The organism is Rhodococcus indonesiensis, assembly GCF_047782815.1.
Lineage (GTDB): Bacteria > Actinomycetota > Actinomycetes > Mycobacteriales > Mycobacteriaceae > Rhodococcus > Rhodococcus indonesiensis.
The window spans coordinates 16,985-41,197 of record NZ_CP180630.1 but is presented as its reverse complement, the minus strand read 5'-3'; the positions used below and the strand labels follow the sequence as shown (position 1 = coordinate 41,197).

Here is a 24,213-nt window from a genome sequence, read left to right as displayed (position 1 = left end):
TATGGCTTTGCACAGCGGCGCCATGATCGCCGACCGTTACCGGCTGCAACGGCTCATCGCCACCGGTGGCATGGGACAGGTGTGGGAAGGGCTCGACACCCGCCTCGACCGCCGGGTGGCGGTGAAGGTCCTCAAGGCCGAACTCTCCGGCGACGCGGACTTCCTGACCCGATTCCGGTTCGAGGCGCGCACCACCGCACAGCTCAACCACCCCGGCATCGCGGGTGTGTTCGACTACGGCGAGACCACCGACGCCGAGGGACAGTCCATCGCGTACCTGGTGATGGAACTGGTGCACGGCGAACCCCTCAATGCCGTGCTCGCCCGGGTGGGCCGCCTGTCGCTGCCGCACACCCTGGACATGCTCGAACAGACCGGACGGGCGCTGCAGGCGGCCCATGACGCGGGAGTCGTGCACCGCGACGTCAAGCCCGGGAACATCCTCATCACCCCCACCGGCCAGGTCAAGATCACCGACTTCGGCATCGCCAAGGCCGTCGACGCGTCACCGGTGACGCGCACCGGGATGGTCATGGGCACCGCCCAGTACATCGCCCCCGAGCAGGCCCTCGGCCAGGAGGCGACGTCGGCGAGCGACGTGTACTCGCTCGGCGTCGTCGGATACGAGGCTCTCGCGGGCCGGCGGCCGTTCCTCGGCGACAGCGTCGTCACCGTCGCGATGAAGCATGTGCAGGAGACGCCCGCTCCGCTGCCCACCGATCTGCCGGCGGGGGTGCGTGAGCTCATCGAGATCGCCATGACGAAGGACCCGGCGCACCGGTACACCAGCGGCGGCGAGTTCGCCGACGCCGTCGCCGCCGTGCGGTCCGGCCGATCGGTGCCGCCGCCGGGCAACGTGCCGCCGGTCACCGGTGCCACGCGGATCCTGCCGCCCGGCGTCCCGGGCACCACGTCCCCGGCCGCGACCCGCGCGCTCGGGCCCACCCCGCCGCCACCGCCGTCGCGGCCGTACTACGCCCCGGCGTACGCGAACGGCGGGGACCAGCCCCCCACCGGATCCGCCCCGTCCGGGGACAAACGCTCACCGAGCCCGAAGGCCATCGCCTGGGCGGCCGGGGCGGCTGTGGCCCTCGCACTCGTTGCGCTGGCGCTGGTGCTGCTGGGCGGCGACAATTCCGGGGACGCGGGCCCCGCACGGTCCACGACCACGCAGGCACCGACGACCACCACCCGTGCCACGACGACCACCACGAGGCCGCCGCGGACCACCACCACGACGGTGGAGCCGACCACGACGGCACCCCCCACCACGACGCAGGCCCCCACGACCACCCCCGAGCCGACGACGACCACCCCACCGCCGACGACGACGGAGGCGCCGACCACCACCACGGCGCCCACCACGACGACGGCCACGACGACAGCCGCCACCACGACGACGGCCGAGACGACCACCACCACCGTCTCCCTGCCAGGTGACGGTGAGGGCGGTCTCGAACCCGGAGCCATAGACAACCCGTTCACCCCGATCGAGCCAGTCACCCGAGGACAGTCATGACCACACCCCGCAAGCTCTCTTCCCGCTACGAGTTGGGTGAGATCCTCGGCTTCGGTGGCATGTCGGAGGTGCACCTGGCCCGGGATCTGCGGCTCGACCGCGACGTGGCGATCAAGGTGCTGCGCGCGGATCTCGCGCGCGACCCCACGTTCTATCTCCGGTTCCGCCGCGAAGCCCAGAACGCCGCGGCGTTGAACCATCCGGCGATCGTCGCCGTGTACGACACCGGTGAGGCGGAGACCGAGTCCGGCCCGCTGCCGTACATCGTCATGGAGTTCGTCGAGGGCGACACGCTGCGCGACATCGTGCGCTCCCAGGGGCCGATGACCCCGAAGCGGGCCATGGAGGTCGTGGCGGACGTGTGCGCCGCCCTGGACTTCAGCCACCGCAACATGATCGTCCACCGCGACGTCAAGCCTGCCAACGTCATGATCACCCGTTCCGGCGCGGTGAAGGTCATGGACTTCGGCATCGCCCGGGCCATCTCGGACGCCGCGAGCCCGATGACGCAGACCGCCGCGGTGATCGGCACCGCCCAGTACCTGTCGCCGGAGCAGGCCCGCGGTGAGCAGGTCGACGCCCGCTCCGACGTGTACTCGGTGGGCTGCGTCCTGTTCGAGATCCTCACCGGTAAGCCGCCGTTCCAGGGCGATTCCCCCGTGGCCGTCGCGTACCAGCACGTCCGGGAGGATCCGCCGCTGCCGTCGTCGGTGAACTCCGCCGTCCCGCCGGAGCTGGACTCGGTGATCCTCAAGGCGATGGCGAAGAACCCCGCCAACCGGTATCAGAGCGCCGCCGAGATGCGCAGCGACCTGATCCGCGTGCTGAGCGGCCAGAAGCCCAGCGCACCCATGGTGATGACCGACGAGGACCGCACCACCATCCTCGGGGCCGTCGACGGTGCCGGGACACCTCGCAACGGCGCGGACCGCGGGGCCGCCGCAGCCGCTGCCGGCGGGACCGTGGCGACGCCCCAGCGCTCCCGGGTGCTGCGCAACACGCTGCTGGGCCTGGCGGCGGTCGTGATCGTCGGCATCGTCGGGGTGTTCCTGTGGACCTCGGGCCCGGGATCGACCGCCGCGCAGATCCCCGTCCCCGACGTGCGCAACCTCGCCGCGGAGATCGCGGAGAGCAGGCTGCAGGATGCCGGGTTCGAAGTCTCGGTGCAGATGAAACCCGACGCCGTGGTCGCCACCGGCAACGTCGTCAACACCCGGCCGGTCGCCGGGGTCCAGGCCGAGGAGGGCAGCACCGTCACCCTCGAGGTCTCGAGCGGCCCCGAACAGGTGGAGATCCCGCGGCTGGCGGGCATGAACCAGCAGGAGGCGCTGCAGGCCCTGACCGACGCCGGACTGCGCCTCGATCCGAACGTGGCCCGCGCACCGTCGGCGGCGGCCGAACGCGACACCGTCGTCGACCAGAGCCCCGCCCCGGGAGCCGACGCCGACCGCGACAGCGCGGTGCGGGTGACGCTCGGCAGCGGACCCGAGCAGATCCGAGTGCCCAACGTCGTGGGTCAGGCCACCGAGGTGGCGCGTGACAACATCGAGGCTGCCGGTTTCACCGTCGTGGTCGACGAGATCGACTCCAGCCAGCCGACCGGGACGGTGGTGTCGAGCAGCCCGGCGGGCGGTACCAGCGCGACGGAGGGCGACACGGTCACCATCCAGGTGTCCAACGGCAACCGCATCGAGATGCCCGCGTTGACGAACAGGACGGTGTCCGAGGCACTCGCGGAACTGCGGGCGGCCGGCTGGACGGGCTCGCCGGCACAGCTCGTGCAGAACCGCGAGGCCACCCTCGACCCGGAGCTGGTGGGCAAGGTCATCGCCCAGCAGCAGCCGCCGGGGTCGGAGATCTCCAAGTCGGAGACCATCACCGTGGGTGTGGGCGTGCTGGGTATCCGCTGAGCTGCGCTCGGATGCCGTGCGGACGGCTCAGGCGACGCCCCCGGCGAGCGCCTGAGCCACTTCCGCCTCGAGACGGGCGACCAGCGGTTCGTCCGGTGCCTCACCGCACACGCCGAGCCAGTTCGCCAGCATCCGGTGGCCGCCCTGCGTGAGGACCGATTCCGGGTGGAACTGGACGCCGTGGACGGGCAGCTCGCGGTGCCGCAGGGCCATGACGATGCCGCTCTCGGTGAATCCGGTGGGGACGAGTTCGTCCGGCAGCGTGTTGGGCAGCACCGTGAGTGAGTGGTAGCGCGTCGCGGTGAACGGATCCGGCAGGCCGGCCAGCACGCCGGTGCCGTCGTGCCAGACCGAACTGGTCTTGCCGTGCAGCAGCTCGGGGGCCCGGTCCACGGTCGCCCCGAAGGCGGCACCGATCGCCTGATGACCGAGGCAGACCCCGAGCAGCGGCGTGCCCGCGTCGGCGCAGGCCCGGACGAGGTCCATGCTCGCACCGGCGCGCTGCGGCGTGCCCGGCCCGGGGCTCAGGAGGATGCCGTCGAACTCGGCCGCGATCCGGTCCGCTGCGCCGGTGAGCCGCTCGTCGTCGTTGCGCCAGACTTCGGCCCGGGTCCCGAGCTGCCCCAGGTACTGCACGAGATTGAAGACGAAGCTGTCGTAGTTGTCGACGACGAGGATGCGCATGCGGAAAGGGTACCGACCCGTCAGCGCAGCGTTGCTCCGCCCGTGTAGGCCGGAACCGACAACGACTCCGACGACTGCTGCGTGTAGCCCAGCCCGTAGCGCGCCGCGTACTGCTTGTACACGCGGATGCCCGGCTCGGCCGCAAGGGCGGCCTCGAGTCGCGCCGGGTCGCCCAGCGCGGTGATCACGTACGGCGGAGAGTAGGTACGGCCGTGCAGCAGCAGGGTGTTGCCGATGCACCGCGGCGCCGAGGTCGCCACGAGCCGCTGATCCTGCATCGCGATCGCCTCGGCCCCGCCGGCCCACATCGCGTTGAGCACGCTCTGCACGTCCTGCTGGTGCACCACGAGATCGTCGGGCGACGCATCCGTCGGATACCTGCCGTCGGCGCCGCGCGGCGCATCGGTGAGGCTGACGGTGACCCCCGGGCCCCGTCGTGCGGTGAGCCCGGCCGGGTCCTCGAGGCCGGAGGTGTCGGCGAGCACTGCGGCGACGTCGCCGTCGGTGGCCGCGGCCTGGGCCTGCAGCTCGGCGACGCGTCCCGCGAGGTCGTCGCGGGTGGCGGCGAGCTCGTCCGCCTTGGCCTGCGCTGCCCGCACGAGGTCGGACAGCCGCGCGGAGTCGCTCACGCGCAGTTCCTCGCCGTCGGAGACCCCGCGGGTGGTGCCGAGCAGCAACCCGGCGAGCAGGCACACGGCCAGCGCGGCGGCAGTCCACCCGAGCGCGCGGGCCCGGCCGTCCGACACGTGGACCCTCCGTTCCGGATTCTGCGTTAGCGTGTACTCACACTGGTAGTACACGCACTGGTAGTACACGCCAGGTAGCTGCCCAACCTACCTGTCCGCCCCGCGCGGTACCGCACGAACGAGGACGTCATGCCCAAGTCGAAGGTCCGGAAGAAGACCGACTACACGATCAACCCGGTGAGCCGCACCCCCGTGAAGGTGAAGGCGGGACCGTCGAGCACCTGGTACGTCGCGGTGATGCTCGGCTTCATGCTGATCGGTCTGGCCTGGCTGGTGGTCTACTACCTCGCGGCCGAGCAGATCTCGTGGATGAACGACCTCGGCGCGTACAACTTCCTCATCGGTTTCGGGTTCATGATCGTCGGCCTGATCATGACCATGAGGTGGCGGTGAGGTTACAGGAGTGTAGTTCATCCCCACCTGTGGACAAACCTGTGGACGAACTGGGGAAAGCTCCCCGTGTCCGGTGAACAACCCCTCCGCTGGTCCACACCCCCGCTCGCGATCGTCGCGCTGGTGGTGGGCGGCATCGTGCTCGCGGTGGCCGCGGCGACGACTCCCGATCCTGCCGGCCGCACCCTCGTCGGGCTCGCGGCCGCGGTCGCACTCGTCGTCGCGGCTCTCGCGGCCCGGCAACGCCCGCGGCTCGAGGTGCTTCCCGACGACGCCGGACTGGCCGTTACCCGCCTGACGGGACGGCGTGAGCTGCCCCGCGCAGCCCTGACGCGGGTACGGATCGTCGCGTATCCGCGGCTCGGCCGGCGGGTCCCGATGCTGGAGATCGACGTGCGCGACCCCCGCGGCGACGAGCAACTGCTTATCTTCGGGCGCTGGGACCTGGGCACCGATCCCCGCACGGTGTACGACGCACTCGCGGTGCGGGGACTGGCGCCGGATCAGACCCCGAGCTGAGCCCGCAGGCGCAGGACGGCCAGGGCGAGGACGAGCACGGTGACCACCGTGACGCCGCCCAGGGCGAGCCATCCCGTCCGGACGAAGCGGGCGCGGTCGTCGCCCGCACCCAGTGCGCGCGGAGCGAACAACAGCGCCGCCGTCGCCGCCGCACCCGCGGCCAGGCCGCCGAGGTGTCCCCACAGGGAGATGCCGGGGATGGTGATGCTGATGACGACGTTGAGGACGACGATCGCCAGCACCGGCGCGGGGCTGCGCCGCAGCCGCATCAGGATCACCGCCTGCGCTCCCAGCAGGCCGAACACGGCGCCGGAGGCGCCGGCGGTCACGGCGTCGGTCTCGAGCAGCATCACCGCAGCGGACCCGCCGAGAATCGACACCAGGTACACGGCCAGGTACCGGAGCCGGCCGAGGACGAGTTCGGTGTCTCGGCCGATCACGTACAGCGCGAACATGTTGACCGCGAGGTGCAGCACCCCGAAGTGCAGGAATCCGCTGCCCAGCACCCGGATGTACTCGTCACGAGCGGCGATCATCGGCGGCCACAGCGCCCACTCGAAGAACAGGCTCGACGAGCGCTCGTTGTTCATCACGCTGCCGGACTGGGCGGCGGTGATCGCGAAGATTGCGGTGTTCAGCGCGATCAGGATGTACGTCACCAGCGGGGTGTTCGCCTGCGACCGGGCGGGTGCGCCCGCGACGGTGCGGGCCTGCGGGACGTCACGCTGCGCGGCCGCGACGCAGTCGACGCATTGCTGACCCACCGCGGCGGACCGCAGGCAGTCGGGGCAGGCCGGTCGTCCGCATCGGCTGCACGCGAGCAGCGTCGGGCGATCGGGATGCCGGACGCACCGCGGCTGGGGCGGGTGGCCGCCCCCGCCGGCCGCGTGGCCCCAGCCGGGGTTCGTCATGTCGGTCTCTCTCAGGAAATGGTGATGCTGTCGATGACGACCGGCTCGACCGGGCGGTCCGCACGGTCCGTCGCCGTCGTGGCGATCGCGTCGACGACCTTCTTCGACGCCTCGTCGGTGACCTCACCGAAGATCGTGTGGCGCCGGTTCAGGTGCGGGGTCGGCCCGACGGTGATGAAGAACTGCGAACCGTTGGTGCCCGGTCCAGCATTGGCCATGGCGAGCAGGTAGCCGCGGTCGAACTGCAGCTCGGGATGGAATTCGTCGCCGAACTGGTAACCCGGGCCGCCGCGGCCGGTGCCGGTCGGGTCGCCGCCCTGGATCATGAAGCCGTCGATGACGCGGTGGAAGACCGCACCGTCGTAGAACGGGCCGCTGGTCTCGCCCTTGGCGTTCTCGGTCTTGTACTCCTTGGTGCCGTTCGCGAGGCCGACGAAGTTCTCGACGGTCTTCGGGGCATGGTTGCCGAAGAGCTCGATCACGATGTCGCCGCGGTTGGTGTGCAGAGTCGCGGTTGCAGTCTTTTGAGGTGAAGTCACCCCTCCATCGTGCCATCCGGGTCTGCGACACCGGAGCGGTCCGTCTCGCGAACCCGGACGCGAGCGTCCTCTGTGCACGGACGCGAGCGTCGTCTGTACACGGACGCGGGGGTTCGCTGTGCAAAAGTGGGTACATGACGAGTGTGAGCGAGTCCAGAACCAAGAGCGGGTCCGGCACCGGTAGCGAACTCGTGTGCCCCCCGAAGGAATCCAAGGGTGCCGGTGGCTACCTGAAGCTTGCAGGTCAAGGCGCGACGGCCCTGGCGCGGGGGCCGCTCGTCACCGGCCTGTTCGTCGCCCGAAAGGGTCTCGACGTCGCCCGGAACATGGCCGGCAACCGAGAGTGCCGCCGCGCACAGGCCGCAGCGACGATCGAGTCCGGTTCCCGGGGCCGGGGCCGCAAGCTCCTGGTGACTGTCGGCGCGCTCGGCGTCGTCGCCGCGGGCGGAGTGGTGTTCTACCGCAGCCGGCTCGGGGATCACCCGCCCGTCGCGCCGGAACCGCCGCGGATCGAGTCGACTCCGCCCGCGCCGGTCGCAGCGCCCGAGGCTGCCGCACCGAAGGCCGAAGCACCGAAGGCCGAAGCACCGAAGGCCGAAGCACCCGCACCGAAACCGGCGGCCACGACAAACGCGAAGCCCGCGCCCGCCGCGACACCCGAAGCCGCAGCACCGAAGCCCGAGACCGCAGCACCGAAGCCCGAGACCGCAGCACCGAAGCCCGAGCCGGCCGCGACACCCGAGGCTGTGGCCCCCAAGCCCACACCGGCCCCGAAGCCGGCCCCGGCGGCCGACACGGCGCCGAAGAGCACAGATGCGGCACCGAAGGGCACGGCCGATGCGGCCCCGACCGGGAAGCACGCGGCCAAGGAGGAACCGGCTCGCAAGCCGACCCCCGCGTCGAAGAACGCGGCTGCCGGTGGCAAGGGAACCTCCGCGAAGCCGCAGCCGCCGAGCGGTCCTGCCGGGGGACCGAAGAAGCAGGACTGAGGTCCGCCCGGGATCACGGGACGGAGTCGGATCCGGGGCAGGTCGCGTCGTGCGCGGCCTGCCCTTCTTCGAGAAGTCGGCGTTCGGTGACGCGTAGTTCCAGGTCGACGATGCGGCCGGCGACAACGTAGATCAGGACGGTCAGCAGTAGTACGACGGGTACGGACGCAAGAAATTCCATGTCGGCCTCCAGGGTGGTCCGCGCGGGCGGGAAGGTGGAGGTGCTCGGGTGCGTCGTCGGTGACCACTCCAGCGTACGGACCGGCACGGGGTGCCTGTCGGGACGACCACCGCGCCGCTCCGTGATCTGCCGCACACCCTCGAGTTACTCACCGGTACCGATCCGGCGAATCTCGTGATACACGTCACAGAACAGGCGGATACTCGCCGGTAGCGATCTATCGGGGAGGCATCACATGGCACAACAGGTACAGGTCAGCGAGGAGCAGGCACGCGCAGTAGCCGAGGAGGCCCGAGAGGAGAACTGGGACAAGCCGTCCTTCGCCAAGGAGTTGTTCCTCGGACGTCTGACCCTCGACCTCGTTCATCCGTTCCCGCGCCCGGCGCCGGACGCCGAAGCCAAGACGGAAGCGTTTCTCGCCAAGCTTCGCCGCTACTGCGAGGGGCTCGACGGCAGTCGTATCGAACGCGACGCGCGCATTCCGGACGAGTACGTCGCAGGCTTCGCGGAACTCGGCTGCTTCGGCATGAAGATTCCGGAGGAGTACGGCGGGCTGGGCTTGTCGCAGGTGGCGTACAACCGGGCGTTGATGCTCGTCGCCTGCGTGCATCCCAGTCTGGGCGCCTTGCTGTCCGCACACCAGTCGATCGGTGTGCCCGAACCGCTCAAGCTGGCCGGCACGCCCGCGCAGAAGCGTGCATTCCTGCCGCGGTGCGCCCGCGGCGCGATCTCTGCGTTCCTGCTCACCGAGCCGGACGTCGGTTCCGATCCCGCGCGCCTCGCCTCGACGGCCGTGCCGATCGACGACGGCGCGGCATACGAACTCGACGGCGTGAAACTGTGGACCACCAACGGGGTGGTGGCGGAACTGCTGGTGGTGATGGCCCGGGTGCCACGCAGCGAGGGGCATCGCGGTGGGATCTCGGCGTTCGTCGTGGAGGCGGACTCGCCCGGTATCTCCGTCGAGCGCCGCAACTCCTTCATGGGACTGAAGGGCATCGAGAACGGTGTCACCCGCATGTACAAGGTGCGGGTACCGAAGGAGAATCTCATCGGCCGCGAGGGCGACGGCCTGAAGATCGCCCTGACCACGCTCAACGCGGGCCGGCTGGCGATTCCCGCGATGTGCGCCGGAGCCGGCAAATGGGCCCTGAAGATCGCCCGCGAGTGGTCCGCCACCCGCGTCCAGTGGGGCAGGCCCGTCGGCGAGCACGGCGCGGTCGCCGGCAAGATCGCATTCGTCGCGGCCACCACGTTCGCGCTCGAGGCCGTGGTGGAACTGTCGGGACAGATGTGCGACGAGGAACGCAACGACATCCGGATCGAGGCGGCGCTCGCCAAGCTGTGGTCCAGCGAGATGGCGTGCACGATCGCCGACGAACTCCTGCAGATCCGGGGGGGCCGCGGATACGAGACGGCCGACTCGCTCGCGGCGCGCGGTGAACGGGCTGTTCCCACCGAGCAATTGGTGCGGGACCTGCGCATCAACCGGATCTTCGAGGGCTCGAGCGAGATCATGCGGCTGCTGGTGGCACGCGAGGCTGTCGACGCGCATCTGCAGGCCGCCGGCGATCTGGCGGACCCGAAGGCCACCCTCGATGCGCGGGCCCGGGCGGCAGCCAAGGCGAGCGGCTTCTACGCCAAGTGGCTGCCGCAGCTGGTCGCGGGCAGAGGTCAGTTGCCCACCTCGTACAGCGAGTTCGGGCCGCTGGCAGCGCATCTGCGTTACGTCGAACGGTCCTCCCGGAAACTGGCACGGTCCACGTTCTACGGGATGGCACGGTGGCAGGCCGGCCTCGAGAAGCGGCAGGGCTTCCTCGGCCGGGTCGTCGACATCGGGGCCGAACTGTTCGCGATGGCGGCGAGCTGCGTGCGGGCAGAGATGTACCGCAGCGACAACCATCCCGACGCGAACGCGGCGTACGAACTCGCCGAGGCCTTCTGCCGGCAGTCGAGGCTGCGGGTGGAGGCGCTGTTCGATGCGTTGTGGACGAACACCGACGATGCCGACCGGCAGCTCACGACGGGCGTGCTCGAGGGGCGCTACACCTGGCTCGAGAAGGGTGTGATCGATCCCAGCGAGGGCACCGGCCCCTGGATCGCCGAATGGGCCCCCGGACCGTCGGCCGAGGAGAACCTCGCCCGCCGGTTCGTCCGGGTCGACCATCCGGTGGTGTGAATCGGAAGTTCCGGTCGGCCGCGGCAGCGATTCGGAGCGCTGCCACGGCCGACCGCTTCGCGGTTGTCGCTCAGAAGGCGCCGCAGTTGGACGGTGCGGGCCGCCCGGCGAACCGGTCGTTCAGGTAGGCGACCGCTTCGGGCATGCCGGCGACCAGCGGCAGCGCGTGATTGACGGCCAGTCCCGGCAGGATGGGCGGGGTGGTGTTCGTGGAGAACTGGACGGTGGCGCCGAGGGCGCACCAGTCCGTCGCGAGCCGGCGACCCTGACCGAACGGCACGATGTCGTCCATCGTTCCGTGCTGCACGAGCACCGGCGCCGACGGCTGCAGACGTCCGATCCGCTGCGCGGCGATGGCTTCCTTCGCCTCCGGCAACCGATCGACGACGGCGCTCAGCGGCTCGCCCGTGCGGGTGTAGTCGTTCGTGCGCTGGAAGCCGTAGCGGAAGATCGTCTCCGGGGCGCACTGGTTCGCCACCGACTGCAGCATCTCGCGTCCCCGGTCGTTGATCTCGGCATCGATGAGATCCCGGAGCTCGGGGTAGGCCTCACCGAGGCCGTTGATCGTGTAGCCGATCACGCCGGTCAGCGCCGTCCCGTCGACCTGGTTCAGCGTGGCCTCGAGGTCCGCGGGCGGCGCACCGGCATAGACACCCACCAGGTTCAACTCGGGTGCGTAGGTCGGCTGCAGTTCGGCGGCCGCCGACACGGCGCCACCGCCTTGGGAGTACCCCCACAGGCCGACCGGCCCGTCGGGGGTGACGGACGCGGCGGGCAGGCTCTGGGCCGCCCGGACCGCGTCGAGCACCGCGTGCGCCTCGGCCAGCCGGTTGACGTAGGTGTGGTGGCCCGGCGTGCCGAGACCGTCGTAGTCGGTGACGACGACGGCGATGCCCTGCAGCAGCATGGTGTTGATCGACAGCAGTTCGTACTCGGTGAACAGGTCGAGCGGCGGGGTGTAGGAGACGAGCGAGTTCAACTGCTTGGACGGCGCACACTGGTCGCCCTGCCCCTGGGTGCCCGGCGCGATCGCGACGAGCGGCCGCGGGCCGGGACCGTTCCAGGGCAGCGACGGCTCGAGGTAGGTGCCGCCGACGGCGTTGGGCTCGCCATTCGCGTCGAGGCTGCGGTAGAGCAGCCGGGTGCCCTGTGCCGGGAACACGCCCTGCGGCGTCGGGACGCGGACGGCGAGATCGGACGGCCCGCTACGGAGTACGGCGCCGGAGGTGCCGGCCAGATCGAACGGAGGATCGTAGAAGGACGCGTCCGCGCTCGCCGTCGCCGGCATCGCGAGCATCGTTCCCGTCAGCGCCGCGGTCGCTACCGCGGCGCCGGTCCATCTTCTGGCGCGCCCCATCCGTATCCCCATCCCACGGTCCCTTCACAGGTCGGTGCCTGTGTGTCGGACGACACAGGCGGTACGCACTGTAACAGCTAACTTACCGACGCGTAAGTGCGCTTTCCGCCTCTTGTGACCCGCACTCGAGGTCACGATCCGTCGTTCGTGCCACCGCATCACCGCTGGTCGAGGACAATCCGAGCATGACCGCGGAGCGCAGCGAGCCGCACCTGCACCGGCTGACCACCCCGCACACCGCCGCCGCCGTCGGGATCGTGTTCGCGGTCCTGTTCACGGCGAGCATCATCCTGATCCGTCAGGCGATCCCGGCGGATCCCTTCGGCACGACCGAGTGGCTGGAGGCCGGCCGCTCACGGCTCACCGTCGCGCTGACGCTGTCCCAGTTCGCCTGCATCGCGTTCCTGTGGTTCATCGGTGTGCTCCGGCACCGGCTGGGCGACCTCGAGGACCAGTTCTTCTCGACGGTCTTCGTCGGCAGTGGTCTGTTGTTCCTGGCGCTCATCCTCGTCACGATGGCCAGTGCCGGCGGCCTGCTCCTGACGGACCAGGCGGAGGCCGTCCCCGCCCAGGAGTCGGCCGCGTTCGCGCATGCGCTGATCCTGCAGATCAGCAATGTCTACTCGATCCGTATGGCTGCGGTCTTCATGATCTCGCAGGGCACCATCTGGATGCGCACCGGGCTGATGCCACGATGGCTGGTCGCCCCCACCTACCTGATCGCCCTGATCCTGCTGTTCGCGGTGACGGAGGCGCTGTGGCTCACCCTCGTCTTCCCGGCGTGGGTGGCCGTGATCAGCCTGTTCCTGCTGACCCATGCCCGGCAGGCGTTCCCGCCCCGGCGGACGATCCGGCCGAGAACCTGACGGCACCGGGTACGCGGACATCCGCCCACGACTGCACGCCTCGGGCCCGGCGACGCGCACGGGCTGTGCCGATGCGGCGCGCGAATCCTAGTGGTCACGGCAATCTCCCGCGCGGTGCTTCGGCGCGGCTTCCCCGGCTGTGGCCGAGTCGGTAGCAAGATGTACGCCGATCGTTGTCTACAGGAGGTTTGACATGGCTGTGGGAGTCGGTCTCCGGATCGGGAGCGTGGTGTCCACCGCGGTCCTCGCTTCCAACGACCCCGGCAGTCCCGATCCCGTGGTCATAGCCCGGGACACCGTCCTGCACATCGATTCCGACGGCACCACCGTCCTCGGCGGCGCCCCGCATCCTGCCGGTGAGGCCCGCTACCTGTCGGGATTCCTCGGCCGGGTCGGCGATCCCGCCGGCGTCACCGCCAGTGACGGACGCATCTACCGAGCCGAGGACTCGATGGCCACGGCGATCGCCTGCCTGCTGCACGAATGCCACCCCCTGCCACCGGACAGCGGGTCCGACGGCGGCCTGCCGAGTGTCACCGCCACCTACCCGTCACGGTGGGACCAGCCCACCGTGGCCGCACTGCGGGCCGCGCTCGACTATGCGGATCTGCGGCACATCGCCCTCGTCTCGGACGCCGAGGCGGCCGCGACGTGGTACGCCTCGGAGATCTCGGAAACTCCGGGACAGCTCGTCGGCATCTTCCACGTCGACGACGGCGGCTCGACCGTCAACCTCGTGCGGTCCGGCGTCTCGGCCGGCAAGGCGTTCCGGTTCGGCGCCAAGAGCGCCCCGTCCCCCGCGGCCCAGCTGGCCACCGCCCTCGGCGCCTTCGGCTGGCTTTCGCACAACCTCGACGCCGTCGTGGTGATGGGTGACGGGTTCGTCGCGCGCGACCGCTCGCACGTGCAGTCCATCGCGGACAGCCTCGCCGCGAAACTCGGGGTACGCACCCTCGTCGGACCCGGTCCCGAGCAGACCGCCGCCCTCGGTGCCGCCATCCTCGCGGCCGGTTTCACACCCGCGCGCGTGGTCAAGGCGCGGATCGGCCTGCCCCCGTCGTACGACGTCACCGACGTTCTCACCGGTGGCATTCCGCGTATCCGTGAACTCGAAGCGGCCGAACGTGCCCGGGCCGAAGCGGCGGCGGAACGAGACAGGGCAGCGGGCGCACCCGCGAGCCCCGCACCCGTTCCTGCGACGACCGCCGCCGACGTGCGATCCGGCGGTGCCCGGCCCGAGGACAGCGACGCCGACGACACCGCGGGCACGACGCTCACCACCACCGCGACGCCGCCGAGCCGCAACTACTCGGCGATCGGAGCGGTGGTCGCGGTGGTCCTGTTGCTGGTCTTCGCGGTCGTCGCGCTGCTCTGACCGCCCGGTTCAGTTCCCCGCGAGGCTGGTCAGCTCCGCGGCATCCTCCGCACCGAACTTGTCCTCGAGCACTTCCGGGCTGTAGTCGAGATCGATCTCCTCGACGGGCCGGCCGCGGGCGGATTCGATGGTCCCGAGCCGTCGCTGGGCGCGGTCCGCGGCGTAGGAGACGAACTCGTCGGGATCGAGACCGAAGGGTTGTTCCTCGAACTGGTCGTTGACCCACTGGATCATGCCGAGCGCGAGCGGCAGCAACTCGCCCATGCGTTGCTGCACGACATCCCAGTTCGAGTCGTCGGCGGCGACGTGGCGGCGGCACGTGAACGTTCCCCATGCCATGTGCCGGCGTTCGTCGTCGCCGATCCGGCGCACGAGTTCCTGCATCCCGGGCAGGATTCCGCGTTTCGTGCACACCTTCTGCCAAGCGTAGTACCCGGTGAGGGCGAGGCTGCCCTCGATGACGTGGTTGTAGGTGACGCTGGCGCGGACCTGGTTGGCGGGGCTCGGGTCGGTCTCGAGGACGCGCAGCGAGTGGGGCAGCTCCTCGTAGAACAGCTGCCGGTAGTACGGGTTGTCCGCGACATAGGGGTGCAGGTCCGCGGTCAGGCCCACCTCGTCCATCCACAGCCGGAAGACCTGGGTGTGCTTGGCCTCCTCGAAGCAGAACTGGGTCAGGTACATCTCGTCGCCGAGACGGCCCTCGGCGGCCATCGCCCGCAGGAACGGCTGGATGTCCTGGGTGACGGCCTCCTCACCGGCCACGAACTGCGCGACGAGGTAGGTGGCGCTGCGGTGCTGTTCGCTGTTGAGGTCGTTCCAGTCGGCGGCCTCGCGGCTGAAGTCCAGATCGAGCGGATCCCAGAACTTCGCGTTGCCCTTCGCGAACAGCCGCAGCGGGAAAGCGTCCCAGTGCAGACCCCCCGCGCGCAGGGTCCCGAAGCCCTGACGTTCCGGCAGTGCAGTGGTCATGAGCGTGCCGCCTTTCCTCGACGCGGATGGACGCGTGTCCTGACGGTAGCCCCATTTCCCTGGGGTGTGACGGGAACCATACAAACTGTAGGTACGGCGGTTCCCCCGGCCGGGATTCCACACGGATCCCGGCCGGGGGCGCGGCCCGTCAGCCCTCGAACAGGGTGTCGCCCGGGTATCCGCCGGGACCGAATCCGGGTGGGACGGCGAACACCGCCGACCCGACCGGGGTGATCCACGGGTTCAGCGCGTCGTGCTCGGCGAGCCGCTGCTGCACCGGGACGAACTGCGCGTCCACGTCGGCCTGGTACGCCGCGAACAACAGTCCGGCGCCGTCCGGATCGTCGTAGTTGTAGCCGCGGCGCAGGAACTGCTCGTTCGCGTTCCGGGGCCGCGCCCGGGCGACGTGCGATTCCGGAGGGATCACCGGAATGCCGTGGACGTCGGTGGCGGCGAAGTCCGGATCGTCGTGCTCCCGGCTGCCGGTCAGCGGCGCCCCGGCGGCCAGGTCCCGGCCCACCGCGAGTTCCCGGGCCGGCCGGTCGAGCTCGTCCCACGTGTCGAGTTCCATACGGATTCGCCGCAACACCAGGGACGTGCCCCCGGCCAACCAGGCCGGGGTACCGGGATTCCACACCTGCCGGTCGAAGTCGGTGCTTCCCGCAGCCGGGTTGACGGTGCCGTCGACCTGACCCATGAGATTGCGCATCGTGGTGCCGGTGGGCTTGGTGCCCACCGCGTTGCGGAATCCGCGCTGGGCCCAGCGCACAGTGGCCAGCGATCGCACGCTCTTGGAGAGCGTGCGAGTCGCGTGCGAGACGGTGACCGGGTCGTCGGCACATACCTGCAGCAGCAGATCACCGCCCGACCAGCGTTCCTCGAGGCGATCGATCGAGAACGCCGGCAACGGCCGCAACCACTCGGGTCGCTGCGCCGCGAGACCGGCCACGTCGAACACGGCAGGACCGAAGCCGACCGTCACGGTCAGCCGGGCGGGATCGAGGGCGAGTTCGGGCTCGGTGTCGCCGAGGGCAGGACTGCCCCCGGCCAGCCGGCGACCGTCCTCGGCCCACACCTTCATGAGCCCGACCAGCGCGCGACGGTCGAGTCCCGGACGCAGATCCAGGGCGACGAAGGCGGCGAAGGCCTGCGGCTCGGTATCGATGCCGGCCTGGTGCACGCCGTAGAAGGCAACCGTGCGCCCACCGGTGGGTTTGGGCTCCCGCGTGGCGGCGTACCCGAGACCCGTCCCGACTCCGGCCGCGCCGATACCGGCGACGCCCAGGACGGCGGCGCCGCCACCGAGGAGACGCCGCCGGCTCAGCTCAGCCACCGTGGTTCGCCCCCGCGCCCGCGCTCGGCTGGTAGTTCTCCTGCGCGCCGGAGAAGTCGCGGACCTGTGCGGTGAACTCGGTCGTCGAGCCGTCCTCGAAGGTCAGCTCGAAGGTCACTTCGGTGCCGGGCAGGACCGGCTCCACGAGGTCCATGAGCATCAGGTGGTCGTTGCCGGGTGCGAGCGAGTGGGTGCTGTGCGCGGGGATGACCAGTCCGTCCGCCTTCTCGCGCATCACCATGGCGCCGCCGTCGCCGGCCGCCATCTCGTGGATCTCGGTCCGGGCCGAGCTGGGGCTGGCAGCGGAGACGATGTGGATGTCGGTGTCGCCGGTGTTCTCGAGCTCGGCGAATGCGCCGGTCATGCCGGATTCGGCGGCCTTCGCCCACGCCGAGGAGACGGTGAGCGAGTCCGCGGACGCGGCGGCGGGCTCGTCGGACGAGCATCCAGCGGCAAACAGGGTCGCGGCCGCGGCGGCAGCGAGGAACAGGGTCTTCTTCATGGGGATTCTCCGATATCGGTCCGAATGCGCACGGGTGCGCGCGGTCACCGCAGAGGTGCGGCGACCGAAAAGGATGGGCTCAGACCGTGACGGGAGGGCCGCGAGTGCCGAGACCGGCGGCGACGAGCAGGCCCCGACGGAGCCGGGGTCGGTGGGCGACCGGGGTCCACGTGGGGACGGCGACGGGCGCCGGCGCGAACGAGGCGGGTAGCGCGCGGACGAGGGCGGCCAGCCCGACCCGGCAACCGTATTCGGCACCGCGGACGAGCAACGCGGCGACCAGGATCGCCCCGGCGTGCGCGGCAAGCATGCCCGGGCCGGGGACGTGGAGGTGTCCCGCATCGAGCGAGAGGGCGCCGTGGCCGATCACCTGACCGGCGGCGAGCACGCCGACGATCGGCACGCGAGTGCCCGCGGCGAGCAGGCCCACCGTCACGGCGGCCGCGAGCAGCAGTACCGCCGGCACCTGCCCCGGCACGGAACCACCGGCGAGGGCATGGGCGGCGACGCTCACCGCCCCCGACATACCGCCGACGAAGGCACCGCGTACGCGCGCGACGACATCCTCCTCGGCAGACATGCAGCCAGGATACGCGCCCGTTACTACGGAGAGTAGTAACAACTCTCACACGCGACACTCCGGCAGTTCGGCACGCATCGTGAAGAACCCGACCGCGGCAGCATTCGCGGCGCGTCGTTTCACGTGAAACCAGGAGCTGACTATTGACAACAAACTGTCAAATCGACAGTATATTGTCATGACTGAGACAGTGCATGTCGCCGTGTACGACACCCTCGCCGACTGGGAGGTCGGGCATGCGATCGCCCACATCAACAAGCCGCTCTGGCACAAGCACCCCGGCCGCTACACTGTCGCCACCGTCGGCACCACGCGCGAACCTGTCACCACCATGGGCGGAATCCGCATCCTCCCCGATACCACCCTGGACGAGGTGCGGCCCGACAACAGCGCGATGCTGATCCTGGCGGGCAACGACATCTGGAACACCGAGCAGTTCAGCCCCTTCGCCGACCGGGCGCGCGACTTCCTCGAGGCCGGTGTTCCGGTGGCCGCGATCTGCGGGGCCACGGGCGGACTCGCCCTCGCCGGACTCCTCGACGATCGCGCGCACACGAGCAACGCCGCCGAGTTCCTGGCCGGGCTGGGGTACGCCGGCGGCGACCTCTATCGCGACGAACCGGCCGTCACCGATCGAAATCTGATCACCGCGAGTGCCACGGCCCCGGTCGAGTTCGCCCGCGCGATCCTCGAACGCCTGGAGGTGTTCGAACCGCACGTCCTCGAATCCTGGTTCAAGCTCTACGGCCGACGCGACCCCGCCGGCTTCCACGAACTCATGGCCGGATGAGCGCGCGCCCGGAACAGGAACTGCTCAGCGACCTCGCCCTGACGTCGTTCCGCCTCAACGGCCAGTTCCTCGAGGTCGCCGAGACGCTGGCCCGCCCGGCGGGTCTCACGGCGGCGTGGTGGCAGGTCCTCGGTGCCGTGCTGCGCGATCCCCTGCCGGTCGCCGGCATCGCCCGGGCGATGGGGATCACCCGTCAGAGCGTGCAGCGGATCGCCGACCTACTGGTCGAGCGCGGCCTCGCCGAGTACCTACCCAACCCCGCCCATCGGCGCGCGAAGCTCGTCGCGCCGACCCCGGCGGGCCGTGCCGCGGTGTCCGGGATCGATCCGGCGCACGCCGCCTTCGCCCGGCGCCTGACCGACGCCGGGGGTGCGGAAGGCCTGGCCGCCACGCTGGCCGCGATGCGGCAGCTCTCGGCGGTCCTCGACGAACTCGCCGAACAGAAGTGAGCGCAGACGCCGACAGGCCCGGACATCGATGCTGTCCGGGCCTGTCGTCGAATCGTTGTGGAGCCTAGGAGATTCGAACTCCTGACATCTGCCTTGCAAAGGCAGCGCTCTACCAACTGAGCTAAGGCCCCGTCTGCCGCCTCAGCGGGCGGTGACCTCGTGCCATTCGTCCTCGCTCCGCAACATCCGGGCGAGTCCGACGGTCACCAGCACCACGGTTCCCACAAAGAGAAGAACCTTCATGCTCGCTGCCCTTTCGGCACGGGGAGTGGGCCTAGGAGGACTTGAACCTCCGACCTCTTCGTTATCAGCGAAGCGCTCTAACCGCCTGAGCTATAGGCCCTCGAACCGAGTTGGAACACTACCCCACCGAGCCGCGAAGTCCAAAATCGGCCCGGTGGGGACTCGTTTTCCCAGCTCAGTCCGGGTCCGCGAGGGTCACCTGCACGCCGCCGACGAGGTCGGTGCACAGGTTGTAGATGAAGGCCCCGAGAGTGGCCAGGGCGGTGAAGAGGATCGTATTGACCAGCCCGATCACCGTCGCGTATCCGAAGACCTGACCGGCGGTGATGAGGCCGCCCCCACCGGTGTCGGACACCATGTCGGTGAACGCGCTGTTGAGCCGTTCCCACACGCCCATGCCTTCGAGCACGCCGTACAGCAGGCCCACGGCGACCATCCACACGAAGAACAACGAGACGGAGATCACCGAGGAGATCTTCAGCATCGACCACGGATCGATACGACGCACCTGCACCGTCGCACGCAACGGCTCGCCTGCGACCGGAGCCGCGGTCGCGACTGCGGCGGCCGGCTGCGCGGCCGGGGCTTCCTCGGCCGGCGCGGACGGCAGCGGATGCTTGACGGTGGACAGGTCCGGCAGGTCCTTCGCCAGGTCCTTGCGTTCGATGTGCCGCGTCGGGCCGTCGATGACGGCGGCCTTCGTCTTGGCCGCCGACCGGTCCGCACCTGCTGTGGGCGCGTTCATCGAGGCGGCCGCGGTGCCGGTGACCACAGGCCGCGTCGGGGGCGTCGCGGCGCCGGGCCGGTTCCCGGCCGGGTTTCCGCCGGAACGAGCCGCCGCCTGCTTCGCCGGGCCCGGCTGCTGTCCACCCTGCTTCTGCCCGCCCGGTGTCTGCCCGCCCGGCTGCGCCGATCCGGCCGGATCCGTCCCGGGGCGCGCAGCGGGCTTGTCACCGGGGGTGTCGCTCGGTGTGGGCACCGCGGGACGTCCGGTCGAGGGCGATGCCTGACCGGGTCGGGCCAGGTTCGTCTGCGGCACGTTCTGCGGTGTCTCCTGCTGGTTCCCACGCTGCCACGGCGGTGTGGGGGGCCCGCCCGGACGTTGCTGGCCGGGACGCGACGTCCCGCCCTCCGCCGTCTGGGGCTTCGCCGTGCCGTCGGCCGGCACGCCCGGGTTCGCTCCCGCTCCGGGGTTCCGGGCGGCACCGTCCGACGGCGTCGCACCGCCGGCCGGCTTGCCGGGCACCTCTCGTCCGTTCTGCCCCTTCGGCGGCTGCTCGGCGCCGTTCGGGCCCTGGGGAGTGCTCACTTACGACTCCTTCGCTTCGAGTGCGGCGCTCTCCTCGGGCTCGTCGGCGTTGCGTGCGATCGCCAGCAACGTGTCCCCCTCCCCCAGGTTCATCAACCGCACACCCTTCGTCTGTCGGCCGGCCTTGCGCACCTGCTTCGCGGGGGTCCGGATGACGCCACCGCCCGAGGTGATCGCGTACAGCTCGTCGTCGTCGTCCACGATGAGCGCTCCGACCAGAGTGCCACGCTTGCGGTCGTACTGGATGGTCAGCACGCCCTTGCCGCCGCGTCCCTGCGCCATGTAGTCCTCGATCGGGGTGCGCTTGGCATACCCACCGGACGTCGCGACCAGCAGGTACGTGCCCTCACGGACCACGTTCAGCGAGAGCAGGGCGTCGTCCTCGTTGAACCGCATGCCCTGGACGCCCGAGGTCGCCCGGCCCATCGGCCGCAGCACCTCGTCGCTCGCCACGAAACGGATCGACTGTCCCTTGGCGGAGACCAGCAGCAGATCGTCGTCCGACGAGCACAGCACCGCACCGACCAGTTCGTCGTCGCCGCGCAGGTTGATCGCGACGATGCCGCCGGACCGGTTGGAGTCGAAGTCCGACAACCGCGACTTCTTGACCAGGCCGTTGCGGGTCGCGAGCACCAGGTAGGGGGCGTCCTCGTAGGTCTTGAGCCGGATGACGCCCTGGATCCGCTCGTCCGGCTGGAAGGCCAGCAGGTTGGCCACGTGCTGGCCGCGCGCGGTGCGGTTGGCTTCCGGCAGCTCGTAGGCCTTCGCCCGGTACACCCGGCCCTTGGTGGTGAAGAACAGCAGCCAGTCGTGCGTGGACGTCACGAAGAAGTGCTTGACGATGTCGTCCTGCTTGAGATCCGCGCCCTTGACGCCCTTGCCGCCGCGCTTCTGGGACCGGTACAGGTCGGTCTTGGTGCGCTTGGCGTACCCGGTCTCGGTGATGGTGACGACGACGTCCTCGCGGGCGATGAGGTCCTCGTCGGAGACGTCCCCGTCGGCCGCGACGATGCGGGTGCGACGGTCGTCGCCGTACTTGTCGACGATCTCCTTCAGCTCGTCCCGCACGATCGCGCGCTGACGCTCGGGCTTGGCGAGGATGTCCTTGAGGTTGTCGATCTCGCGCTCGATCTCGGCGAGTTCGTCGACGATCTTCTGCCGCTCCAGAGCCGCGAGGCGACGCAGCTGCATCGCCAGGATCGCGTCGGCCTGGATCTCGTCGACGTCGAGCAGTCCGATGAGGCCGGTGCGTGCGTCCTCCACCGTCGCCGAGGCGCGGATCAGCGCGATGACCTCGTCGAGCGCGTCGAGCGCCTTCACGAGACCGCGCAGGATGTGGGCCCGCTCCTCCGCCTTGCGCAGCAGGTACCGGGTCCGGCGGACGATGACTTCGATCTGGTGGGTGACGTACAACCGGATCATCTGGTCGAGCCGCAGGGTGCGCGGCACGCCGTCGACGATCGAGAGCATGTTGCAGCCGAAGCCGGTCTGCAGCTGCGTGTGCTTGTAGAGGTTGTTGAGGACGACCTTCGCGACGGCGTCCCGGCGGACGGTCACGACGATGCGCATGCCCGCACGGTCCGACGACTCGTCGTGGATGTCGGAGATGCCGGCGATCTTGCCGTCCCGGACCTGCTCGGCGATCGAGGTGATCAGATTGTCCGGGTTGACCTGGTACGGCAGTTCGGTGATGACGATCGAGGTCTTGCCCCGGGCGTCCTCCTCGATCTCCACGACACCGCGCATCCGCACCGAGCCGCGGCCGGTGGTGTATGCGTCCTTGATGCCCTGGCCGCCGACGATCAGGCCCGCGGTCGGGAAGTCCGGGCCCTTGATGCGCTCCATGACGGCCGCCAGGGTGGCTTCCTCGTCGGCCTCGAAGTTCTCGAGCGCCCAGTAGATCGCGTCGGCCACCTCACGGAGGTTGTGCGGCGGGATGTTGGTGGCCATGCCGACCGCGATACCGCCCGAACCGTTGATCAACAGGTTGGGGATACGGCTGGGGAGAACCACCGGCTCGAGCGTGCGGCCGTCGTAGTTCGGCTGGAAATCGACTGTCTCGTGGTCGATTTCGCGCAGCATCTCCATCGCGAGCGGGGTGAGCCGACACTCGGTGTTGTGGCTGACGAATCCGTTGGTGATGAACGCGTGATCGTCGGTGTCGACCCGCAGGCTGTAGACCGGCTCCACATCGCCCTCGACGACGAAGGCCACCTCAGCGTAGTAGAACCGGCCGTCGGTCAGCTCCTCAGCAATGGCTCGGGCATCGGGTTCCGTGATGTGCGACGCGATCTCGTCGCCACGGTGCTCCCAACGTTCGATCCGATCGATGTTGTGCCGCCGGAGCCAGTGCGCGTTCGCCGGATCCGTCGCGCCGTGCGTACGGAGGAACGCTGCGAGACCAGGGACGAAGTCCGTGCTCATGGAGCGTGCCGCCGCCGCGGGGCTGCTCGCTTCTGCTGCGGCAAGGACCTGCTCGAGCTTGCGCTGCTTGCAGCCGACGAAGCCGATACGTTCGGCGAACAGGCGGGCGTCACGTCGGTTGGTGACGGCGACCTTGTACTCACCGGTCGCGTGCCGATACCGGCGGCTGACGACACCGAACTCCAACAGCAGCTGCTGCACGTCCTTCGCCAGCTGCATGCTCCGGGTGGAGTACGACACCTGCACCGTGTTGCGTGGCAGCGACGAACACGATCCGTCGCCCTCGAACAGGGCACCGAGGAAGATGCGCTTGAGTGGGGTCGGCGACTCCCAGATGAAGTCGGGAACGCTCTTGTGGTCGCTGCGCTGACCGATCACGTCCGCCAGAACGCTGCGTCGCAGCATCGTCAGGTCCTGGACGTCGAGCTCGTGCAGCGTCGAACCCGACTTGCTCACCCGGCTGTAGACGTAGCGCCGGCCACCGACGACCCGATCGAACGCATCCACGACGCGATCGAAGAAGTCCCGGTCGAGATTGTTGAATCCCGCGCGGTTCTCCGAGACGAAGCCCTCGCTGACGAACGCACCGAGCAGCAAGGCCGCAGCCGCCTCGTACTCGTTGTGCCTGCCGTGCTCCTCGGCGGAGGGAACACGCTGCAGCACCACTCGGTCACCGCTGCGAATCTCGTCGAGCAGCTTCCACAGCAGGGTGGGAACACCCGCCACATCCACCAGGCAGAGCACCGGGTGATTGGCGGTTCCGCGCATCTCGTAGCCCTCGACCGTGCTGAGGGTGTACGTGCGATGGGTGCCCGAGTGGAACAACATCTCGGCCATCACCGGGTTGCCGTGACGATCGAGAACCTTCAGGTCGATCTCGTTGTCGCTGTCGGGCTCGACGCCAGGCAGGATTTCCGAGATGCGGATGCTCTGGCCGTGGGGCATTCGCACGAGCGTGTCGCCTGGGACGCAGTACCTCATCGCGGCTGCGCCGTCGTTACCGCGGGACCCGAAGTTGCCCTGGCCGTCGACGAGCGGGTAGCGCATCGACCACGGCTGCGCGAGCCGCACGAGGGTGTCGTAGATCGAGGCGTCGCCGTGCGGGTGGTAGTTGCCCATCGTCTCGGCGACGGCACGTGCCGACTTCACGTAGCCGCGGTCCGGGCGGAACCCGTTGTCGTACATTGCGTACAGGACGCGGCGGTGCACCGGCTTGAGACCGTCCCGCACATCGGGCAGGGCGCGGCCCACGATCACGCTCATCGCGTAATCGATGTAGCTGCTCTGCATCTCCTGCTGGATGTCGACGGGCTCGATGCGGTCGTGCCCCGGCCCCTCCGGCGGCAACGTGGTGTCGGTCATGAGCTCCTTCTTCTACTCGGCTCGAACGCCGCGGACTTCCGTCCGGCGCGCGTCTCGCAACCACCCGAGTCTATAGGTGCAGGT

22 protein-coding genes and 2 tRNA genes are annotated in these 24,213 nt (G+C 69.8%); 10 read left to right on the top strand and 14 right to left on the bottom strand.

What is annotated here, in order from left to right:
- Nucleotide 1 precedes the first annotated feature (1 nt).
- Nucleotides 2–1,519, top strand: a complete 1,518-nt coding sequence (locus ACM26Y_RS00190; RefSeq protein ID WP_416062326.1) for a serine/threonine-protein kinase — start codon at nucleotides 2–4, stop codon at nucleotides 1,517–1,519.
- Entirely contained in the window at nucleotides 1,516–3,429 is a 1,914-nt protein-coding gene (pknB, locus tag ACM26Y_RS00185; RefSeq protein WP_289379269.1) for a Stk1 family PASTA domain-containing Ser/Thr kinase, read from the top strand. Before ACM26Y_RS00190 ends, pknB begins: the two co-directional genes overlap by 4 nt.
- 27 nt (nucleotides 3,430–3,456) lie before the next feature.
- Here pknB and ACM26Y_RS00180 read toward each other — a convergent pair whose 3' ends face one another.
- Both ACM26Y_RS00180 and ACM26Y_RS00175 read right to left on the bottom strand, forming a co-directional pair.
- Nucleotides 3,457–4,113 (bottom strand): aminodeoxychorismate/anthranilate synthase component II, encoded by a 657-nt coding sequence (locus tag ACM26Y_RS00180; protein ID WP_003936614.1) that lies wholly within the window; start codon nucleotides 4,111–4,113, stop codon nucleotides 3,457–3,459.
- A gap of 20 nt (nucleotides 4,114–4,133) precedes the next feature.
- Entirely contained in the window at nucleotides 4,134–4,859 is a 726-nt protein-coding gene (locus ACM26Y_RS00175) for a DUF881 domain-containing protein (protein WP_289379267.1), read from the bottom strand.
- 129 nt (nucleotides 4,860–4,988) lie between these two features.
- On the opposite strand from ACM26Y_RS00175, the gene crgA reads away from it, so the two are divergent.
- Nucleotides 4,989–5,252, top strand: a complete 264-nt coding sequence (crgA, locus tag ACM26Y_RS00170; RefSeq protein WP_003936616.1) for a cell division protein CrgA — start codon at nucleotides 4,989–4,991, stop codon at nucleotides 5,250–5,252.
- Between the two features lie 66 nt (nucleotides 5,253–5,318).
- Complete coding sequence (locus ACM26Y_RS00165; protein ID WP_416062325.1) at nucleotides 5,319–5,771, top strand: PH domain-containing protein; 453 nt, start codon at nucleotides 5,319–5,321, stop codon at nucleotides 5,769–5,771.
- Here ACM26Y_RS00165 and ACM26Y_RS00160 read toward each other — a convergent pair.
- Both ACM26Y_RS00160 and ACM26Y_RS00155 read right to left on the bottom strand, forming a co-directional pair.
- A complete protein-coding gene (locus ACM26Y_RS00160) occupies nucleotides 5,756–6,682 on the bottom strand; it encodes a rhomboid family intramembrane serine protease (RefSeq protein WP_003936618.1) in 927 nt (308 codons plus the stop codon). The genes ACM26Y_RS00165 and ACM26Y_RS00160 overlap by 16 nt on opposite strands.
- 11 nt (nucleotides 6,683–6,693) lie before the next feature.
- A complete protein-coding gene (locus ACM26Y_RS00155; protein ID WP_054370860.1) occupies nucleotides 6,694–7,221 on the bottom strand; it encodes a peptidylprolyl isomerase in 528 nt (175 codons plus the stop codon).
- A 134-nt stretch (nucleotides 7,222–7,355) separates the two neighbouring features.
- Between ACM26Y_RS00155 and ACM26Y_RS00150 the strand changes: the two genes are divergently transcribed.
- Nucleotides 7,356–8,210 (top strand): alginate biosynthesis protein AlgP, encoded by an 855-nt coding sequence (locus tag ACM26Y_RS00150; protein ID WP_416062324.1) that lies wholly within the window; start codon nucleotides 7,356–7,358, stop codon nucleotides 8,208–8,210.
- A gap of 13 nt (nucleotides 8,211–8,223) precedes the next feature.
- Here the strand turns inward: ACM26Y_RS00150 and ACM26Y_RS00145 are convergent, their stop codons facing one another.
- A complete protein-coding gene (locus ACM26Y_RS00145) occupies nucleotides 8,224–8,391 on the bottom strand; it encodes a hypothetical protein (RefSeq protein ID WP_371384506.1) in 168 nt (55 codons plus the stop codon).
- 235 nt (nucleotides 8,392–8,626) lie between these two features.
- Here ACM26Y_RS00145 and ACM26Y_RS00140 point away from each other — a divergent pair, with 235 nt between their 5' ends.
- The gene (locus ACM26Y_RS00140) at nucleotides 8,627–10,570 is read left to right on the top strand and encodes an acyl-CoA dehydrogenase family protein (RefSeq protein ID WP_371384505.1); all 1,944 of its coding nucleotides are present in this window, start codon (nucleotides 8,627–8,629) and stop codon (nucleotides 10,568–10,570) included.
- 70 nt (nucleotides 10,571–10,640) lie between these two features.
- Here the strand turns inward: ACM26Y_RS00140 and ACM26Y_RS00135 are convergent, their stop codons facing one another.
- On the bottom strand, nucleotides 10,641–11,927 hold the full coding sequence (locus tag ACM26Y_RS00135; protein ID WP_416063751.1) for a lipase family protein: 1,287 nt from the start codon (nucleotides 11,925–11,927) through the stop codon (nucleotides 10,641–10,643).
- Nucleotides 11,928–12,112: 185 nt separating this feature from the next.
- On the opposite strand from ACM26Y_RS00135, the gene ACM26Y_RS00130 reads away from it, so the two are divergent.
- On the top strand, nucleotides 12,113–12,793 hold the full coding sequence (locus ACM26Y_RS00130; RefSeq protein ID WP_416062323.1) for a hypothetical protein: 681 nt from the start codon (nucleotides 12,113–12,115) through the stop codon (nucleotides 12,791–12,793).
- A gap of 193 nt (nucleotides 12,794–12,986) precedes the next feature.
- Complete coding sequence (locus ACM26Y_RS00125; protein WP_416062322.1) at nucleotides 12,987–14,168, top strand: hypothetical protein; 1,182 nt, start codon at nucleotides 12,987–12,989, stop codon at nucleotides 14,166–14,168.
- Between the two features lie 9 nt (nucleotides 14,169–14,177).
- Here the strand turns inward: ACM26Y_RS00125 and ACM26Y_RS00120 are convergent, their stop codons facing one another.
- The 4 genes from ACM26Y_RS00120 to ACM26Y_RS00105 form a co-directional block, all read right to left on the bottom strand.
- Nucleotides 14,178–15,137, bottom strand: a complete 960-nt coding sequence (locus tag ACM26Y_RS00120; protein ID WP_416062321.1) for a R2-like ligand-binding oxidase — start codon at nucleotides 15,135–15,137, stop codon at nucleotides 14,178–14,180.
- A gap of 148 nt (nucleotides 15,138–15,285) precedes the next feature.
- On the bottom strand, nucleotides 15,286–16,470 hold the full coding sequence (locus tag ACM26Y_RS00115) for a Dyp-type peroxidase (protein ID WP_416062320.1): 1,185 nt from the start codon (nucleotides 16,468–16,470) through the stop codon (nucleotides 15,286–15,288).
- A complete protein-coding gene (locus tag ACM26Y_RS00110; protein ID WP_003936627.1) occupies nucleotides 16,463–16,972 on the bottom strand; it encodes a copper chaperone PCu(A)C in 510 nt (169 codons plus the stop codon). Before ACM26Y_RS00110 ends, ACM26Y_RS00115 begins: the two co-directional genes overlap by 8 nt.
- A gap of 79 nt (nucleotides 16,973–17,051) precedes the next feature.
- Nucleotides 17,052–17,552, bottom strand: coding sequence for a hypothetical protein (locus ACM26Y_RS00105; protein WP_416062319.1), 501 nt, complete (start codon nucleotides 17,550–17,552; stop codon nucleotides 17,052–17,054).
- A 178-nt stretch (nucleotides 17,553–17,730) separates the two neighbouring features.
- Between ACM26Y_RS00105 and ACM26Y_RS00100 the strand changes: the two genes are divergently transcribed.
- Together ACM26Y_RS00100 and ACM26Y_RS00095 are read left to right on the top strand one after the other, a co-directional pair.
- Complete coding sequence (locus tag ACM26Y_RS00100; RefSeq protein ID WP_003936629.1) at nucleotides 17,731–18,342, top strand: type 1 glutamine amidotransferase family protein; 612 nt, start codon at nucleotides 17,731–17,733, stop codon at nucleotides 18,340–18,342.
- Nucleotides 18,339–18,791 carry a MarR family winged helix-turn-helix transcriptional regulator gene (locus tag ACM26Y_RS00095; RefSeq protein WP_416062318.1) on the top strand — a complete coding sequence of 151 codons (453 nt, stop codon included), beginning with the start codon at nucleotides 18,339–18,341 and terminating at the stop codon, nucleotides 18,789–18,791. The genes ACM26Y_RS00100 and ACM26Y_RS00095 overlap by 4 nt, the downstream gene beginning before the upstream one ends.
- A 58-nt stretch (nucleotides 18,792–18,849) precedes the next feature.
- On the opposite strand, the gene ACM26Y_RS00090 is transcribed toward ACM26Y_RS00095, so the two are convergent.
- The 4 genes from ACM26Y_RS00090 to gyrA form a co-directional block, all read right to left on the bottom strand.
- Nucleotides 18,850–18,922, bottom strand: a tRNA-Ala gene (locus ACM26Y_RS00090).
- A gap of 138 nt (nucleotides 18,923–19,060) precedes the next feature.
- Nucleotides 19,061–19,134 (bottom strand) — tRNA-Ile (locus tag ACM26Y_RS00085).
- Nucleotides 19,135–19,209: 75 nt separating this feature from the next.
- A complete protein-coding gene (locus ACM26Y_RS00080; RefSeq protein WP_416062317.1) occupies nucleotides 19,210–20,343 on the bottom strand; it encodes a DUF3566 domain-containing protein in 1,134 nt (377 codons plus the stop codon).
- On the bottom strand, nucleotides 20,344–24,129 hold the full coding sequence (gyrA, locus tag ACM26Y_RS00075) for an intein-containing DNA gyrase subunit A (RefSeq protein WP_416062316.1): 3,786 nt from the start codon (nucleotides 24,127–24,129) through the stop codon (nucleotides 20,344–20,346).
- Between the last annotated feature and the right edge of the window lie 84 nt (nucleotides 24,130–24,213).